Raw genomic sequence first — 16,324 nt, forward strand, 5'->3', positions numbered from 1 at the left:
GGCCGGGTCATCGGGTCGCGAGCCGCAGCAGCGCCCAGAGCTGGGCCGCCTGGTCGTGCACGCCGCGCACGGTCACCGCGGTCAGGGACGCGCGGCCCCAGAGCCACAGGTAGATCTGCGCGGGTTTGGCCGTGACGACGTCGTCCGCGGCCTCGGCCTCCTCGGCCGAACAGCGCCAGGCCTCGGTCGTGACGGGACCGGCCCGCGCGATCCAGCTGTGCGCGCCGGCGCGGACGCCGACCGAGCCCGCCTTCGTGCCGGTCAGACCGAGCATCGGGAGCTTCTGCCCGAACCACAGGGTGAGCACCTCGTCGATGCCGTCGATCGCGACGTCTTCGGGCACGCCGCGCGGCTCGGCGCCCGACGCCTGCTCGACGTCCACCCGGTGGACGACCGTCTCGTGCAGCATCCGCCGGCGCCAGAACCCGTAGGTCCGGTCGGCCGGCCACCAGGTGTCGGCGCGGTCCTCCGGATCGTGCGCGGCGAGCTCGTCGAGCAGCTCGGTGAGGCCCTCCTCCAGGAACGCGCGCAAGCTCTGGCCCGGCTCGGGCTCGCGTGGCCAGTCTTCGGGGCTGCGGCCGTCGGTCAGCCGGCGCCGGACCAGCCGGTAGAGGCTCCCGACGTGCCGGGCGACCTCGCCGAGCGACCAGCCTGGACAAGCGGGCACCGGCGCTTCGGTCGGCGCCGCGTGCACCGCTTCGGCGAGCAGCCTGCCTTCGATTCCCAACGCCGTGAGCAACCGCCCCTGGTCGACCGGGCCGTGCTCACGCGACATGGGCTTCCCCGGTGATCGGCAGGCCGTGCACGAGACGGCGGACGAGCTCGAGGAACGGCGTGGCGGCCCCGACCAGCCCGGCGGCGGACTCGGCGGTGACCTTCCCGGTGATCCCGGCCTGCGCGGCGGCGCGGGTGGCCGAGTTGCTGGCGAAGAAGGCGGACCATTCGCGCAGCTCGGGGGCGACGGAGTCGAGCAGCACCCAGGTGCTGGCGGGCCGGGCCCGCCCCCGGTGCGGCCGCCCCCGGGCGGCGAGCACGGCGGCGGCCCCGCGAAGGGCGGCGAGGTAGGCACCGATGAAGCGTTCGGCGGGCCGGGTTTCCTGAGCGGCCTCGGCCAGCCCCCGCCGCGCTTGAGCCAGCAACCCGGCGGCGGCCGGCGACGCGGGCGGGCGCAGGGACATGGGCAGCTGCGACTGGTCGGACTCGGCGCCGGGCGGGCGGAGCTCCATGGGGAGTTCGGGCACGCCGGCGGCCGAGGCTTCGGAAGCCGGCAGATCGGCCGCGACGGGCGGCTGGGCCGGCGGCTTGGCGAGCTCGCCGGAGCCGGCGGCGGACGGCGCGACCGGCCGCGGCTCGGCCTGCAGCGCATCCGCCAGCGCGACGGGCTCGCCGGAACCGGCAACGGACGGCGCGACCGGCTGCCCGGACGGCTCCGCAGCCGACAGCTCGAGCTGCTCCGAATCCGCGACAGGCCGGCCGGAGTCGATGTCCACTGGGCGGGTCTGCTCGGGAATCTCCGGGGCCGGAAGCTCGGCTGCCGAAGTGCACAGGGCGATCGGCAGCTGCGGCTGCCGGGAATCCACCGCCGACGCAGGGCGTTGCCGCGACTCCGCTGCCGGCGACACGCACTGCCGGGAGCGCCGGGCACCGGCCGGGGACGGCTGCGGGCGCAGCGACATGGGCAGCTCCGGCTGCCCGGGATCCGTGGGGGACACGACCTTGACGGACATGGCGACCCTCCTCCTGCGCGGGTGAGCCCCGGGCACTTGACCGGTGCCCACTCACCGATGTCGAACGCCTGTTCGAACAATTTCCAGAGTAACCCCCGACCCGGTGCCCGCTCAACCCCAGGGGGCGTGGTGCGGGACACCAGGTCGGTGCCGTGATCTCATAGGTTCATGAGTTCGCTGGAGCACCCCGCCGTCGCCAAGGTGGCGGCCGCGCTGGCCGAAGCCGGGCAGCGCGGCGCCGCCGAGGGCATCCGTGTCCTGCCCGCCGAGGTCCGGACCGCCGCTCAGGCGGCCGAGGCACTCGGCGTGCCCGTCGGGGCCATCGCCAACAGCCTCATCTTCCGCCTGGGGTCCGACAAAAAAGCGCTCCTCGCCCTCACCTCGGGTGCCCACCGCGCCGATCCGGCCACCCTCGAACGGCTGGCCGGGGGCGAAATCGGCAAGGCCGACGCCGATTTCGTGCGGACGCACACCGGGCAGCCGATCGGCGGTGTCGCCCCCGTCGGGCACCCGTCGCCGCTGCCGACCCTGGTCGACACCGCGCTGCGCGAGCACGACGTCGTCTGGGCCGCCGCCGGGCACCCGAAGGCCGTCTTCCCCACGACCTTCGCCGGGCTGGTCGCCTTGACCGGGGGCACCCCGGGCGCGCTCGGCGGCGCGGAGGAGGATGGACAGCCGTGACCGCGATGCCCGCCGGCTGCTCCCGGTACGTCCAGCTCTCCGCGGACGAGTTCCGCGCCCGCCTGCCCGAAGCGCTCGACATCTACGTCCGGGCGATGCGGTACCCGGCGGGCACCGCCGAGCAGCGCGCGCCGATGTGGCTCACCCACGCGCTGCGCGAGGGCTGGCGCTGCATGGCCGCGCTCGACGCCGACGACGTCCTGCTCGGCGTGGCCTACGGCTACCGCGGCCGGGCCGGTCAGTGGTGGCACGAGCAGGTGCGCCACGGCCTGAGCCGCCGGTCCGGGGCCGCCGAGGCCGACCGGTGGCTGTCGGACTACTTCGAGCTGACCGAGATCCACGTCCGGCCGGAGAACCAGGGCCACCAGATCGGCGAGGACCTGCTGCGCAGCCTCCTGGAAGGCGTCCCGAGCGCGAACGTGCTGCTGTCGACCCCCGAGGGCACGAGCCGGGCGTGGAAGCTCTACCGCCGCACCGGCTTCGTCGACGTCCTGCGCGACTACCACTTCGCCGGCGACCCGCGGCCGTTCGCGATCCTGGGGCGGGCGCTGCCCCTCGACCCGCGCTGAGCCGAGGGGCAGCAAGCCCTCACCGCGGCTCGGGCCGCCAGTAGCCGACGACCAGCGCCGCGACCAGCACGGCGGCGCCGCACCAGGCCGTGACGCTCAGTCGCTCACCGAGCAGCGCGGCGGAGAGCACCGCGGCCGTCAGCGGCTCCAGGACCGCCGAGAGCGAGCCGAGCACGGGGTGCGCATCGGCCAGGCCGCGCAGGTACGCGGCGTACGCGAGCGCTGTCGGGACAGCGCCGAGGTAGCAGACGATCGCGAGGACGTCCGCGTGCAGCGGGACCGCCATGCCCGACCAGCTCGCGGCCGGCAGGAGCAGCAGGCCGCCGGCGAGGCAGCCGAACCCCGTCGTCGACAGCGGGTCCAGGCCTTCGACGGGCTTCGCGGTGACCAGCGTGAGGGTGGCGAAGCCGGCCGCCGCGAGCAGCGCGAAACCGAGGCCGCCGAACGAGATCGCTTCGCCCGGTGACCACTGGAGCAGCACCAGTCCGGCGAGGGTGCCCGTCACCGAGACCAGCGTCCAGCGGCGGAGTTTCCGCACCGACGCGAGGGTGACGAAGACGGGCGCGGCGCCGATCGTGGTCATGGTCGCGACGCTCACCGAGCTGAGCGCGACGGCCGCGAAGTAGCTCGCCTGGAAGAGGGCGAACAGCCCGCCGACGGCCAGGACGCGCCGGGCGGCCTCCGCGGTGCGGGGAAGGGAACGGCCGTTCAGGAGGAGGGTCGCGACGGCGCCGCCGACGAGCAGCCGGTAGTCGGCGACGGCGAGCGGATGGAGGCCGGCCCGCCGGGCAAGCAGCGAGCCGGCGAGGCCACCGGTGCCCCAGAGGACACCGGCGAGAACGAGCGCGGCCGAAGAATGGGCGCGCGTGGACAGAGACACCAAGGGAACGCTCCTGCGTCGAAGGAAAAACGGAGATCGACGACGCGGGGTGAGTGCGCACCACGAATCAGCCGCGGGCCCCGAAGGCCACGCGGCGGAGGACCACCCCGCTCAGGCGCGAGGCGGTGGGGTGACGAAGAGGATTCGGCGCACGGAGGAAACCTATCGGGGAGACGCGAAGCGGGGCCACCGGTTTTCGGTGGCCCCGCCCCCGAGTGCTCAGTCCAGGTGGGACAGCTGCTCCCGCAGCGTGTCCAGGCCCATCCCGCCCAGCTTGAGCGCCTCCGTGTGGAACCGCTTGATGTCGAACCCCGCGCCGGCGCGGGCCTGGGCCTCGGAGCGGGCCGTCAGCCAGAGGCGCTCGCCGATCTTGTACGCCGGGGCCTGGCCCGGCCAGCCCAGGTAGCGGTCGATCTCGTCGCGGATGTGGGCCTGGTCCGTGATCGTGCGGGTGAGCATGAACTCCAGGCCCAGCTCCGGCGTCCACCGCTCGCCCTCGTGGAAGCCCGTTCCCGCCGGAATCCGCAGCTCCAGGTGCATGCCGAGGTCCACCACGACGCGGGCGGCGCGGAACAGCTGCTCCGACAGCATCCCCAGCAGGTCGCCGTCGTCGGCGAGGTAGCCCAGTTCCTCCATCAGGCGCTCCGCGTACAGGGCCCAGCCCTCCGCGTGGCCCGAGGTGAACGCCAGCAGCCTCTGGTACTTGTTCAGCCCGCCCGACTGGTCCACCGCCGTCGCGATCTGGAGGTGGTGACCCGGTGCGCCCTCGTGGTACACCGTGCTCGTCTCGCGCCAGGTGCTGAACTCGTCACGGCCCGCCGGGAGGGACCACCACATGCGGCCCGGCCGCACGAAGTCCTCGCTCGGTCCCGTGTAGTACGCGCCGACGCCGCCTCCGGGCGGGGCGATCTTGCACTCCAGGGCCATCACCCGGTCGGAGATGTCGAAGTGCTTGCCGCGCAACGACTCCAGGGCGTCGTCGGACAGGCGCTGCATCCACGCCTCGAACTCCGCGCGGCCACGGATGCGGTACCGCGCGTCCGCGTCGAGAGCGGCCGCGGCCTCCGGGACGGACGCGCCCGGCTTGATCCGGTTCGCCACCGCGCGCATCTCGGCCTCGATCCGGGCGAACTCCGCCCAGCCCCACTCGTACGCCTCCCGCAGGTCCAGCGTGGCGCCGACGAAGAACCGGGACCACAGGCGGTAGACGTCCTCGCCGACGGCGTCCTTGACCGGGGCCTTCGGGGCCAGTTCGGCCCGCAGGAAGCCGGCGAACTCCGCGAACGCCTCGTCGGCGGCCCGCGCGTGACGCCCGAGGTCGGCCTGCAGCCCCTCCGGCGCCGCGCCGCCGGCGAGCTCGGTGAAGAAGCCCGTCTCCTCCTTCAGCCCCGCCCACGTTTCGCACTGCTCCGCGACCTTCGCGACCTGCCGCAGCGCCGCGACGTGCCCCGCGTCGGACGCCGAAAGCAGGCCGCTGCGGATGTTCGCCAGCGCTTGCGGGACCTCGGCGATCCGGTCCGAGAGGACCGCCCAGTCCCGCTCGGTTTCCCGGGGCATCAGGTCGAACGCCATCCGCAGTTCCTGCACCGGGCTGGAGATGACGTTCAGGCTCGCCACGTCCAGGCCGGCCTCGTGGATCTCCAGCTCCAGGCCGACGCGCTCGGTGAACACGGCCTTCGCCGCGCGCTCGGCGGCGTCCCGCGGCTCGGCGGCGGTGACGGCGGCGTGCGCCCGCGCGGCCAGGCCGGCGCGCTCGGCGTACCCGTCCGCCGAGTAGTCGGTCAGCCGGTGGTCGTGGCCGGCGATCCCGTGCGCGGTCGCCGCGACCGGGTCGGCGGCCGCGTAGTCGTCGACGTACCGGTCACAGATTTCGTGCACGCCTTCGGAAGCAGTAGAAGCCATGTCCGGCACGCTACCGGGCCACCCGTACCTGGTGGTACGTACTTAAGCACGGGCCGGGACGAGGCCCAGCCGGGCGATCACCTCGCGCGTCGCCTTCGACCGGTTGAACGTGTAGAAGTGCAGGTTCGGCACGCCCTCGGCGATCAGCTTCTCGCACAGTTCCGTCGTGACGTCGATGCCCGCCGCGCGGAACGCCTTGGGGTCGTCGGCCAGCGGTTCGAGCCGGTCCAGGAGCTTGCGGGGGGCCGGCGCGCCGGACAGCTTGATCGTCGTCTGCAGGGTCCGCATCGTCGTCAGCGGCATGACCCCGGGCAGCACCGGCACGTCGCAGCCGGTCGCGGCGACCCGGTCGCGCAGGCGCAGGAAGTCCTCGGGGACGTGGAACAGCTGCGCGATCGCGAAGTCCGCGCCCGCGCGCAGCTTGCGGACCAGGTACTTCGTGTCCGACTCGAGGTCGGACGAACGCGGGTGGCCGTAGGTGTACGCCGACACGCCGACGCAGAAGTCGCCCAGCTCGCGGACCAGCTGCACCAGCTCTTCGGCGTAGGTGAGGCCCTCGGGGTGCGGGATCCACTCGCCGTAGACGTCGCCGGGCGGGTCGCCGCGCAGCGCGAGGATGTTGCGGACGCCGACCGAGGCGTACCAGCCGATCACGTTCCGCAGCTCGGCGACGGAGTGGTTGACCGCGGTCAGGTGCGCCATCGGCACCAGCGTCGTCTCGGTCGCGACGCGGGCGATGCTGCGGACCGTGCCGTCGCGGCTGGAGCCGCCGGCCCCGTAGGTGATCGACATGTAGGCCGGGTCGTACGGCTCGAGTTCCCGGATGGCCTTCCACAGGACGGCCTCGTCCGCCGTGTCCCGGGGTGGGAAGAACTCGATGGAGAACTTCGGCCCGTCTCCTCGCAACCGCTCGATCACCGACGTCATACCTCGAATGTTAAGGGGCCCGGCTCTAGACTCGATACAGGAGTGAGCGATGAGGTACGACGACGCGAGCTGGGACGAAGACGTGCGCCTGGCCGTTTACCACGCCTTCGCCGACCGCGGCCGCGCGCCGACCGGGCCGGAGCTGGCGGACGCCGCGGGCGGGTCGCTCGCCGTGGCCAAGCAGGCGCTGCACCGCCTCGCCGACGCCCACCACCTGGTGCTCGACGAGTGCGAGCACGTCGTGCTGGCCCACCCGTTCGCGGCGAAGCCGCTCGGGTTCTCCGTGATGGGCTCGCACACGCTCTGGTGGGGCGGCTGCGCGTGGGACTCGTTCGCCATCCCCCACCTGGTCGACGACGAGCCCGAGGTGCTGGTCGCCACCCGCTGCCCCGGCTGCGCCCAGCCGCACGCCCTGGTCGTGAACCGCACGGGGCCGCCGGAGGGCGCGCAGGTGGCGCACTTCCTCGTTCCCGCCGCGCGGATGTGGGACGACGTGCTGCACACCTGCGGCCACCAGCGGCTGTTCTGCTGCGAGTCCTGTGTGGACGCCTGGCTCGCGGCGACCGCGCAGGCCAAGGGGTACGTCATGGATCTCGTCACGCTCTGGCGGCTCGCCCGCGGCTGGTACGCGGGCCGGCTCGAGCGCGGCTACCGGCGGCGAGAACCGGACAGCGCGGTCGCCTACTTCGCCGAGGCGGGCCTGACCGGGCCGTTCTGGGCCCCGGCCACGGCCGGAGTCTGATTCGCCACATCCGGGTGCCCCGGCGGGCCCCGCCTGCGCGGGTTCGGCGAGGATGGCGGGATGAACGCGCCCGCCGCCGACAGTGACCTGCCCGCCCACGTCGAGCGCGCGCTGGCCGGGTTCCTCGATCGGGCGGGCACCGCGATCCTCGCCACCGAGCCCACCGTGGCCGCCGGGATCGACGCGCTGCGCGGGTTCGTGCTGGGCGGCGGCAAACGCTTGCGCCCGACCTTCGCCTGGTGGGGCTGGCGCGGCGCGGGCGGTGACCCGGCGGGCCCGGACGCGGAGGGCGTGCTGCAGGCGGTGTCCAGCCTGGAGCTGATCCAGGCGTGCGCGCTGATCCACGACGACCTCATCGACTCCTCCGACTCCCGCCGCGGCAACCCGACGGTGCACATCGCGGGCGCGAAGCTGCACGCCGACCGCGGCTGGCTCGGCTCCCCCGCGACGTTCGGCCTGGCCACCGCGGTCCTGGTCGGCGACCTGGCGCTGGCCTGGGCCGACGACATGTTCGCGGACGCGCCCCTGCCCGCGGAGACGCTCGCCGCGGCGCGCCCGGCTTGGCGCGCGATGCGCACCGAAGTCCTCGCCGGGCAGTACCTCGACGTCCGCACGCAGGCCACCGGGGACGCCTCGGTCGAGGCCGCGCTCAAGATCGACCGGCTCAAGACCGCCGCCTACACCGTGCAGCGGCCGCTGCACCTGGGCGCCGCCCTCGGCGGCGCGTCGCCGGAACTGATCGCCACGCTGCTGGAGTTCGGCGGCGAGGTCGGCGTGGCGTTCCAGCTGCGCGACGACCTGCTCGGCGTCTTCGGCGACCCGTCGGTCACCGGCAAGCCCGCCGGGGACGACCTGCGCGAGGGCAAGCGCACCCTGCTCGTCGCGCTCGGCCTGCAGCTCGCCGCCGAGAAGGACGAGCAGGCCGCGGCCACGGTGATCGCGGACGCGATCGGCGACGCGGACCTGTCCGACGAAGGCGTCGAGACCGTCCGGATGGCGTTGCAGCAGGTCGGCGCGGTCGACGCGGTCGAGCGCCGGATCGACGAGCTGACGTCGGCGGCGATGGCCGCGCTGGACCGCGCGCACCTGGCCGAGCCCGCGCCCGCGGCGCTGACCGGGCTGGTCGTCAAGGCCACCCAGCGGACGTACTGACGTGCGCACGCTCGAGGCACCGGCCGACCACGTCGTCGTCATCGGCGCGGGACTGGCCGGGCTTTCGGCGACCCTGCACCTGCTCGGCGCCGGACGGCAGGTCACGCTGCTGGAACAGGCGGACGTCCCGGGCGGCCGGGCCGGGCAGCAGAGCTTCGACGGCAACGCCGTGGACACCGGCGCGAGCGTGCTCACCATGCCGGAGCTGCTCGAAGAGGCGTTCGCCGCGGTCGGCGAGCCGCTGGCCAAGAACCTGCGCCTGACCAGGCTCGACCCGGCGTACCGGGCACGGTTCGCCGACGGCAGCTCACTGGCGCTGCGCACCGACGGCGACGCGATGGAGGCCGAAGTCCGCGCCTTCGCCGGCGCCCGCGAAGCGGCCGGCTACCGGGCGTTGCGCCGCTGGCTGACCGAGCTGTACGCGGCGCAGAAGGACCACTTCCTGGCCGCGAACTTCGACTCGCCGCTCGACCTGGCCCGCCCCGAGCTGGCCCGCCTGGCCGCGCTGGGCGGCTTCGGGCGGCTCGGCCCGCGCGTCGGGCGGTACCTGCTCGACGAGCGCGTGCGGCGGCTCTTCACCTTCCAGGCGCTCTACGCGGGCCTCGACCCGGCCCGCGCGATCGGCGCGTACGGCGTCATCGCCTACATGGACACCGTCGGCGGCGTCTACTACCCCGAAGGCGGGATGGGCGAGATCGGCCGGGCGATGACCGGGGCCGCCGCGCGAGCGGGCGCGGACGTGCGGTTCGGGACCGAGGCCGCGTGGCTCGAGCGGGTGCATTCGCGGGTGCGCGCGGTCCGGACGCGCTCGGGCGAGCGGATCGCCTGCGACGCCGTCGTGCTGGCCACCGAGCTCGGCACGGCCTACCGGCTCCTCGGCGCGCGGCCCCGCCGTCCGCTGCCGCTGCGCTATTCGCCGTCGGCCGTCGTCCTGCACGGGCGGACCGGCGAAAAGTGGGACCTCGGGCACCACACCATCTTCTTCGGCGGCGCCTGGGAGCGGACATTCGCCGAGATCATCCGCGAAGGCAAGCTGATGAGCGACCCGTCGCTGCTGGTCACCCGGCCGACGGCGACCGACCCGGGGCTGGCCGGGCGCGGCGGAGAGATCGTCTCGGTGCTCGCGCCCGCGCCGAACCTGCGCCGCGGGCCGATCGACTGGGAGCGCGTCCGCGGGCCGTACCGCGAAGAGCTGCTGCGGACCCTGGAAGCGCGCGGGCTGACCGGCTTCGGGGGCGAGTTCAGCGTCGACGAGACGATCACCCCGGCGGACTGGGCGGCGCGCGGGCTCACCGCCGGGACGCCGTTCTCGCTGGCGCACACGTTCACCCAGACCGGCCCGTTCCGGCCGGCGAACCTGGTCCGCGCGGCCGGGAACGTCGTGCTGGCCGGCTGCGGCACCACGCCCGGCGTCGGCATCCCGCCGGTGCTCATCTCCGGCCGGCTGGCGGCGGAACGGATCACCGGCCGGTGAACGAACTCGACGCGGCGGGCATCCGTTCGCCGGAGCTGCGGGCGGCGTACACCGAGTGCCGCCGCATCAACGCCCACTACGGCCGCACGTTCTTCCTCGCGACGCGGCTGCTGCCGGCCCGCGCCCGGCCGGCGGCGCACACGCTGTACGGCTTCGCGCGGATGGCGGACGAGCTGGTCGACAACCCGGCACCGGGCAGCGATCCGGCGGCTTCCCTGGACGCGGTCGGCGAGATGGTCGACGTCGTCTTCGCGGGCGGCACGCCGGACGACCCGGTGCTGGCGGCGCTGTCGGACACGGTGCGGCGCTACGGCCTCGCGCGGGAGTTGTTCGACGCGTTCCTGAAGTCGATGCGGATGGACCTTTCGCCGGTCGAATACCGGACGTTCGGCGAGCTCGGGGACTACATGTACGGCTCGGCCGCGGTGATCGGGCTGCAGATGCTGCCGGTGTTCGGCACGGTGGGCGCCGTGGCGGACGCGGAGCCGGGCGCGATCGCGCTCGGCGAGGCGTTCCAGCTGACGAACTTCCTCCGCGACGTCGGCGAGGACCTCGACCGGGGACGGCTCTACCTGCCGCTCGACGAGCTGGCCGCGTTCGGCGTCTCGCGCTCGATGCTGGAGCGGCGCGCCCCGGACCCGCGGATCCGGGCGGCGCTGGCGTACTTCGTCGCGCGCACCCGGGCGGTGTACCGGCGGGCCGAGGCGGGGGTGGCGTTGCTGCGTCCGGAATCGCGCCCGTGCGTGCGGACGGCGTTGACGTTGTACGAGGGCATCCTGGACGAGATCGTGGCCCTGGACTACGACATCCTGACGCGGCGGGCGGTGGTGCCGAAGTCGCGGAGGCTGGTGGTCGCAGTACCCCCATTGGCCACGGTCTGGGCGCGCGAGACGTTCCGCGGCGGTCGTAGGCTGCGATCATGACCCAACGACGCATCCGGATCGGCCTGCAGCTCCAGCCGCAGCACGCCGACTACGACAGCATCCGGCGCACCGCGTCGGCCGCCGAAGACCTCGGGGCCGACATCGTCTTCAACTGGGACCACTTCTACCCGCTGTACGGCGAGCCCGAGGGCAAGCACTTCGAGTGCTGGACGATGCTCGGCGCGTGGGCGGAGTCGACGTCCCGGGTGGAGATCGGCGCGCTCGTCACCTGCAACAGCTACCGCAACCCCGAGCTGCTCGCCGACATGGCCCGCACGGTCGACCACATCTCCGGCGGCCGGCTCATCCTCGGCATCGGCTCCGGCTGGTTCGAGAAGGACTACGACGAGTACGGCTACGAGTTCGGCACCGCCGGCGGCCGGCTCGACGACCTCGCCGAGTCCCTCCCGCGCATCGAGTCGCGCCTGGGCAAGCTGAACCCGGCACCGACCCGCAAGATCCCGGTGCTCATCGGCGGCGGCGGCGAGAAGAAGACGCTCAAGCTGGTCGCCAAGCACGCCGACATCTGGCACGGCTTCGGCGACCCGGAGGTCGTCGGCCGCAAGGTCAAGATCCTCGACCAGCACTGCGCGGACGTCGGCCGCGACCCGGCCGAGATCGAGCGTTCGTGCGGCGTCCAGGGCGAGCCGGACGAGCTCGGGCCGAAGCTGCTGGAGCTGGGCGTCACGACGTTCACCGTCGGCGTCGGCGGCCCGGACTACGACCTCGACGCGCTGAAGTCCTGGATCGCCTGGCGCGACAAGACCCAGGGCTGAGTTGCCCGGTGGCCGGGACCCGCCCGTGGTCCCGGCCCGCGCGCCCGGTGCGCGGCGACGCGTTCGCGCGTCGCGCACCGGGGCGAGCAGTACCTTCGCGGGCTTCCCCCGCCCGTGTGGGCGAACGGCTTCCCGCACGTCGGTGACGCGCACAGCCCGCCCGGCACCCCCTGGCGCTCCGCCAGCAGCGACGCCAGCCCCAGCGCCGACGACGTCACCAGCCACGCTCCCCACGGCCCGTCGTCGGCCGCGTCCGCGTGCAGGTGCCAGCCGTAGCCCTCTTCGTGGTTCGTCAGGCGCGGCGGGCCCGCGTACGCCGCGAACAACGCGTTGAGCACCGAAGCCGCCGAAGCGACGTCGCGCGCCGCGAACACTTCGCGCAGCTCGCGGGCCGCCGCCCGCAAATCCGCGATGTCCTCCGGGGACAGCGAGACCTCCGGTTCGCCGTGATTGCGCAGCACCTGCGCCACCGCGGCCGGGTCGGGAGACGGGACCAGCAGGACGTTCAGCAGGTCGACAGCGCGCTGCACGGAATCCCGGTGCGGAAAGGCCATGCCCCACTGTAACGTCTCGCCAGTGATAAGACGTTACCTGCTCGGCGCCACGCTCGCCCGGACCGGTGACGAGCTGTCCGGCCCCGCCTTGCTGCTGCTCGGGATGACCGCGGGCCCGCACGCCGGCGCGGCCCTGTTCGCCGGGCTGACCGCGGCCGCCGCCGTGGGCGGGCCCGGGTTCGGCGCCCTGCTGGATCGCAGCGCTCACCCCGGGCGGCTGCTCGCCGTCGCGCTGGGCGGCTACGCGGGCGGGATCGCGCTGGTCAGCGCCCTTTTCGGGCACTTGCCGCTACTCGCCGTCGTCGGAGTGGCGGTTGTCGCCGGGCTGCTCAACCCCGCCATCGCCGGTGGCTGGACCGCGCAGCTGCCTGCCGTCGCCGGGCCGGCGCTGCCGAAAGCCAGCCGGCTCGACGCCATGACGTTCACCGCCGCCGCCCTCGCCGGGCCCGGGCTCGCCGGGCTCCTCGGCGGCTCGGCCGGCCTGGTCGCCGCGGTCGGCATGGTTGCCGTGGCGATGCCCGTGGCGTGGTTCCTGCCGAAGCGGACGCCGAGGAAGTCTCGCCTCAGGGACGGCTTCCGGGTCCTGGTCCGCAACGCGCCGCTGCGGCGGGCGACCGTCGCCTCGACGATCTCCTGCACGGGGATCGGCATGGTCACCGTCAGTTATCCCCTGCTGGGCGCGGCGCACCTGCGCGGCCCGGCGGACGGCGCCCTGCTGCTGGCCGTCCTGGCCGTGGCCTCCCTGCTGGCCAACGCCGTCTTCGCGAAGAAGCCGCTGCCGTGGGCGCCCGACCGGATCGTCTGGCTGAGCACGCTCCTGCTGGCCGTGAGCTGCCTCGTGGCCGCGACCGGGCACGGCGTCGCCGTCGCGGCCGTACTGGCCGGAGTCGCCGAAGGTCCGCAGCTCACGGCGTTGTTCGCGATCCGCCACCGGGAGGCACCGGAGCACGTCCGCGCGCAGGTGTTCACAACGGCGGCGAGCGTGAAGATCACCGGGCTGGCCGCGGGCGCGGCGCTGGCCGGGCCACTGGCCGCGTGGTCGCTGCCGGCGTGCCTGATCGCCGCGGCGGCTGTTCAGCTGATCGCCGCGGCGAGCTGTATCAGCAGTGACATCCGGGGCTTCGCCCCGGGCCGGGGGCTCCGCCACCCGGACCCCCGAAAGAGCTGCGGGTCAGAACGCCATCGCCTGGGCGCGCCGCTTGACCTCGGTGCCGTGGCTGGTCCGCAGGGCGTTGATGGGCGTGCTCCCGGGCAGCGTGTCGTCCGCGGTGAACAGCCACCGCAGCATCTCGGTCCGGGAGAACCCCGAATCGGCGAGCACGGTGATCGTCCCGGTCAGGCCCTTGACGACGCCGTCCTTCACGAAGAAATCGCTGGGCACGCACAGTTCGCCGCCGCGCTTGAGCGCGATCAGCTGCCCGTCGCGCAGCATCTGCCGCACCTTGTTGGCCGAAGTCCCGAGGACGGTCGCCACCTCCGCCAGCGGAAGGACCGCGATGGCGGTGTCGAGGATGTCTTCGGCGACAGGAATCCCACTCACAGGTGACACTGTGCCACATTCCGTCCCCTCACCCGCTAGTGCGCACGGGTGACCCGCGAGGTCTCCTCCACGAGGCGTGTGCGATTCCGTACGATCCATACTCGTGACACGCACCCAACCCAGCCTGGTCGGCACGCTCTTGGAGCGGCGCTACCGGGTGGACCGGCTGCTCGCCCACGGCGGAATGTCTTCCGTCTATCGGGGGACGGACACCCGGCTGGACCGTCCGGTCGCGATCAAGATCATGGACCCGCGCTTCGCCGACGACCGGTCGTTCGTGGACCGGTTCGTGCGCGAGGCGCAGTCCGCGGCGCAGCTGCACCACCCGCACGTCGTGGCGGTGCACGACCAGGGCTTCGACCTGCCGCCGGGTGCGGAGTCGGGCCTGGCGTTCCTGGTGATGGAGCTGGTGGACGGCGGGACGCTGCGCGACCTGCTGGACGACGAGGGCCCGCTGGACGTCGCGGTGGCGCTGAGCGTCGCCGAGCCGGTGCTGTCGGCGCTGGCCGCCGCGCACGCCTCCGGGCTGGTGCACCGGGACGTGAAGCCGGAGAACGTGCTGATCGGCCGGGTCGGGCAGCACACCGGCGGTGCGGTGAAGGTGGCGGACTTCGGCCTGGTGCGGGCCGTGGCGAGCGCGGGCACGACCAGCTCGAGCGTCATCCTCGGCACGGTCGCCTACCTCGCCCCCGAGCAGGTCGAAACCGGCGCGGCGTCCGCGCGCGGCGACGTCTACTCGGCCGGGATCCTGCTCTACGAGATGCTGACCGGCCAGGTCCCCTACACCGGGGACACGGCCATCTCGGTCGCCTACCGGCACGTGAACGACGACGTGCCGCCGCCAAGCCGGCTGCGCCCGGACCTGCCGCCCGCCCTCGACGACCTGGTCGTCCGGGCGACGCGCCGCGACCCGCGGCTGCGGCCGGCCGACGCCGGGGAGTTCCTCACCGAGCTGACCGCGGTGCGCGCCCAGCTGGGGCTGCTGCCGGTGACCGTGCCGATCCCGGTGTCCCACGGCCAGGGCGACCTCGCCGACACCGAGCGCACGCTGCCGCGGATCCCGCAGGTGCCCGACACCGAGAAGACGATGCCGGTGCACCGCCCGAACGTGACGCGGGCGCTGAGCCACGCCGCCGGGCCGGCGACCACCCGGGTGCCGCCCGTGGCGCCGCCCCCGCCGCGGCGCCGGAGCCGGCCCGAGCCGGAGAAGCCGCCGCAGGACAACCGCAAGCGGATCCTCGTCATCGCGGCCGCGGTGCTGCTGCTCGGCGGCCTGATCGGGGCGTTCGCGTTCATCCTGACCGACACCGGCGGCGACAAGACCGCGCGGGTGCCGAAGCTGGTCGGGCTCAACCAGGCCGCGGCCGGCGACGCGCTGCGGGCGGTGAAGCTGAACCCGCAGTTCAGCCAGGAGTACGACAACACCGCACCGTCGAACACGGTGCTGCGCGCCGACCCGGCCGAGGGCACCACGCTGTCACCGAACGCGACGGTGTCGGTGGTGCTGTCGAAGGGCCGCCCGCAGGTGCCGGACATCCAGCCGGGCACCGCGCTCGCCGACGCCGAGCAGGCGATCAAGGCGTCGCAGCTGACCCCGGTCCGCGGCGGCGACGACTTCGACGCCGAGGTCCCGCAGGGCGCGGTCATCCGCACGACGCCGTCGGCGGGCAGCCAGTTGACCATCGGCGGCCAGGTCACGATCATCGTGTCGAAGGGCCCGATCCCGCTGCCGCCGGTCCCGGACGTCACCGGCCGGCCCAAGGACGAGGCCTTCCAGCTGCTGCAGCAGGCCGGGTTCGAGCCGTTCCAGGCGGGCGAGGAGTTCAAGCAGGACGTCCCGGCCGGCGCGGTCACCCGGACCGACCCGCCGGCGAACGCCCAGCCGAAGGCCAAGCGGATCGGCGTGTTCGTCAACAACGCGGTCCAGGTACCGGACGTCCGGTTCCGCTCGTTCGAGGACGCCCAGAAGATCCTGGAGCAGGCCGGTCTGAAGGCCGACCGCGAAGGCGGCCGCGGGCGCGGCAACGGCGGTGGCGGCGGGTTCGACTTCGTGTTCCAGCAGGACCCGCAGCCGGGCACGTTCGTGGCGAAGAACTCCAAGGTCAAGCTGAAGGGCTTCGGGGGATGATCGGCAGCCGAGGCCGCGTGACGGGCACGATCGGCCCCGGCCTCATCGGCGAAGTGCTGCTGAACGTCCGCGGCGGCACGGAGGCGTTCTACGCGTACCCGGCGGACCCGGAGGAGACGTTCAGCTCCGGCACCCAGGTGCTGGTGGTGGACTTCGAACCGCCGCGGACGGTTTATGTCGAACGGTGGCAACCGCTGACCCGCTGACGACGGGCTCGGCGGCCCCGCTCCGCCCGGCTTCCGGTGTCGCGAATGACTCATTCGGGACCTCGGACGTCCCGAATGAGTGCCTATTGGCGCCGCGGCCAACAACGGATCCGGATGGCTGGCCGGGCGTCCGCGGCGAAGGA

Annotated in this window: 16 protein-coding genes and 1 pseudogene; 9 read left to right on the top strand and 8 right to left on the bottom strand. The window is 73.8% G+C overall.

Annotated elements, in window-relative coordinates; genetic code table 11:
* Window positions 1–7: 7 nt before the first annotated feature.
* The gene (locus ACWDN5_RS23065) at window positions 8–775 is read right to left on the bottom strand and encodes a maleylpyruvate isomerase family mycothiol-dependent enzyme (RefSeq protein WP_449677734.1); all 768 of its coding nucleotides are present in this window, start codon (window positions 773–775) and stop codon (window positions 8–10) included.
* On the bottom strand, window positions 765–1,727 hold the full coding sequence (locus tag ACWDN5_RS23070) for an SAV_6107 family HEPN domain-containing protein (RefSeq protein ID WP_449677735.1): 963 nt from the start codon (window positions 1,725–1,727) through the stop codon (window positions 765–767). The genes ACWDN5_RS23065 and ACWDN5_RS23070 overlap by 11 nt, the downstream gene beginning before the upstream one ends.
* A 168-nt stretch (window positions 1,728–1,895) precedes the next feature.
* Between ACWDN5_RS23070 and ACWDN5_RS23075 the strand changes: the two genes are divergently transcribed.
* Together ACWDN5_RS23075 and ACWDN5_RS23080 are read left to right on the top strand one after the other, a co-directional pair.
* Entirely contained in the window at window positions 1,896–2,408 is a 513-nt protein-coding gene (locus ACWDN5_RS23075) for a YbaK/EbsC family protein (protein ID WP_449677736.1), read from the top strand.
* The gene (locus tag ACWDN5_RS23080; RefSeq protein WP_043783214.1) at window positions 2,405–2,977 is read left to right on the top strand and encodes a GNAT family N-acetyltransferase; all 573 of its coding nucleotides are present in this window, start codon (window positions 2,405–2,407) and stop codon (window positions 2,975–2,977) included. Before ACWDN5_RS23075 ends, ACWDN5_RS23080 begins: the two co-directional genes overlap by 4 nt.
* A gap of 19 nt (window positions 2,978–2,996) precedes the next feature.
* On the opposite strand, the gene ACWDN5_RS23085 is transcribed toward ACWDN5_RS23080, so the two are convergent.
* The 3 genes from ACWDN5_RS23085 to ACWDN5_RS23095 form a co-directional block, all read right to left on the bottom strand.
* Window positions 2,997–3,860, bottom strand: coding sequence for a DMT family transporter (locus tag ACWDN5_RS23085; RefSeq protein ID WP_396136991.1), 864 nt, complete (start codon window positions 3,858–3,860; stop codon window positions 2,997–2,999).
* A gap of 216 nt (window positions 3,861–4,076) precedes the next feature.
* Window positions 4,077–5,759, bottom strand: coding sequence for a DUF885 domain-containing protein (locus ACWDN5_RS23090; protein WP_449677737.1), 1,683 nt, complete (start codon window positions 5,757–5,759; stop codon window positions 4,077–4,079).
* Window positions 5,760–5,801: 42 nt separating this feature from the next.
* A complete protein-coding gene (locus tag ACWDN5_RS23095) occupies window positions 5,802–6,686 on the bottom strand; it encodes a methylenetetrahydrofolate reductase (protein WP_449677738.1) in 885 nt (294 codons plus the stop codon).
* Window positions 6,687–6,735: 49 nt separating this feature from the next.
* Between ACWDN5_RS23095 and merB the strand changes: the two genes are divergently transcribed.
* Genes merB through ACWDN5_RS23120 form a run of 5 tightly spaced genes read left to right on the top strand, consistent with a single transcriptional unit; the run spans window position 6,736 to window position 11,753 of the window.
* A complete protein-coding gene (gene merB, locus ACWDN5_RS23100) occupies window positions 6,736–7,428 on the top strand; it encodes an organomercurial lyase (RefSeq protein ID WP_449677739.1) in 693 nt (230 codons plus the stop codon).
* Between the two features lie 60 nt (window positions 7,429–7,488).
* Window positions 7,489–8,580, top strand: coding sequence for a polyprenyl synthetase family protein (locus ACWDN5_RS23105; protein WP_310976455.1), 1,092 nt, complete (start codon window positions 7,489–7,491; stop codon window positions 8,578–8,580).
* A gap of 1 nt (window position 8,581) precedes the next feature.
* On the top strand, window positions 8,582–10,054 hold the full coding sequence (crtI, locus tag ACWDN5_RS23110) for a phytoene desaturase family protein (protein ID WP_449677740.1): 1,473 nt from the start codon (window positions 8,582–8,584) through the stop codon (window positions 10,052–10,054).
* A complete protein-coding gene (locus ACWDN5_RS23115) occupies window positions 10,051–10,977 on the top strand; it encodes a phytoene/squalene synthase family protein (RefSeq protein ID WP_449677741.1) in 927 nt (308 codons plus the stop codon). Before crtI ends, ACWDN5_RS23115 begins: the two co-directional genes overlap by 4 nt.
* Entirely contained in the window at window positions 10,974–11,753 is a 780-nt protein-coding gene (locus tag ACWDN5_RS23120) for an LLM class F420-dependent oxidoreductase (protein WP_449677742.1), read from the top strand. The genes ACWDN5_RS23115 and ACWDN5_RS23120 overlap by 4 nt, the downstream gene beginning before the upstream one ends.
* A 38-nt stretch (window positions 11,754–11,791) precedes the next feature.
* Here ACWDN5_RS23120 and ACWDN5_RS23125 read toward each other — a convergent pair.
* From ACWDN5_RS23125 to ACWDN5_RS23135, 3 genes and pseudogenes are all read right to left on the bottom strand, one after another.
* Window positions 11,792–12,307: pseudogene (locus ACWDN5_RS23125) on the bottom strand (CGNR zinc finger domain-containing protein); the annotation flags it as partial.
* Between the two features lie 240 nt (window positions 12,308–12,547).
* A complete protein-coding gene (locus ACWDN5_RS23130; protein WP_449677743.1) occupies window positions 12,548–12,964 on the bottom strand; it encodes a hypothetical protein in 417 nt (138 codons plus the stop codon).
* 514 nt (window positions 12,965–13,478) lie between these two features.
* Window positions 13,479–13,847 carry an Rv2175c family DNA-binding protein gene (locus ACWDN5_RS23135; RefSeq protein WP_310976460.1) on the bottom strand — a complete coding sequence of 123 codons (369 nt, stop codon included), beginning with the start codon at window positions 13,845–13,847 and terminating at the stop codon, window positions 13,479–13,481.
* A 103-nt stretch (window positions 13,848–13,950) separates the two neighbouring features.
* On the opposite strand from ACWDN5_RS23135, the gene pknB reads away from it, so the two are divergent.
* Window positions 13,951–15,975, top strand: a complete 2,025-nt coding sequence (pknB, locus tag ACWDN5_RS23140) for a Stk1 family PASTA domain-containing Ser/Thr kinase (RefSeq protein WP_449677744.1) — start codon at window positions 13,951–13,953, stop codon at window positions 15,973–15,975.
* On the top strand, window positions 15,972–16,181 hold the full coding sequence (locus ACWDN5_RS23145; RefSeq protein WP_310976463.1) for a hypothetical protein: 210 nt from the start codon (window positions 15,972–15,974) through the stop codon (window positions 16,179–16,181). The genes pknB and ACWDN5_RS23145 overlap by 4 nt, the downstream gene beginning before the upstream one ends.
* The last annotated feature ends 143 nt before the right edge of the window (window positions 16,182–16,324 follow it).

This window comes from Amycolatopsis sp. NPDC003731 (genome assembly GCF_053586895.1).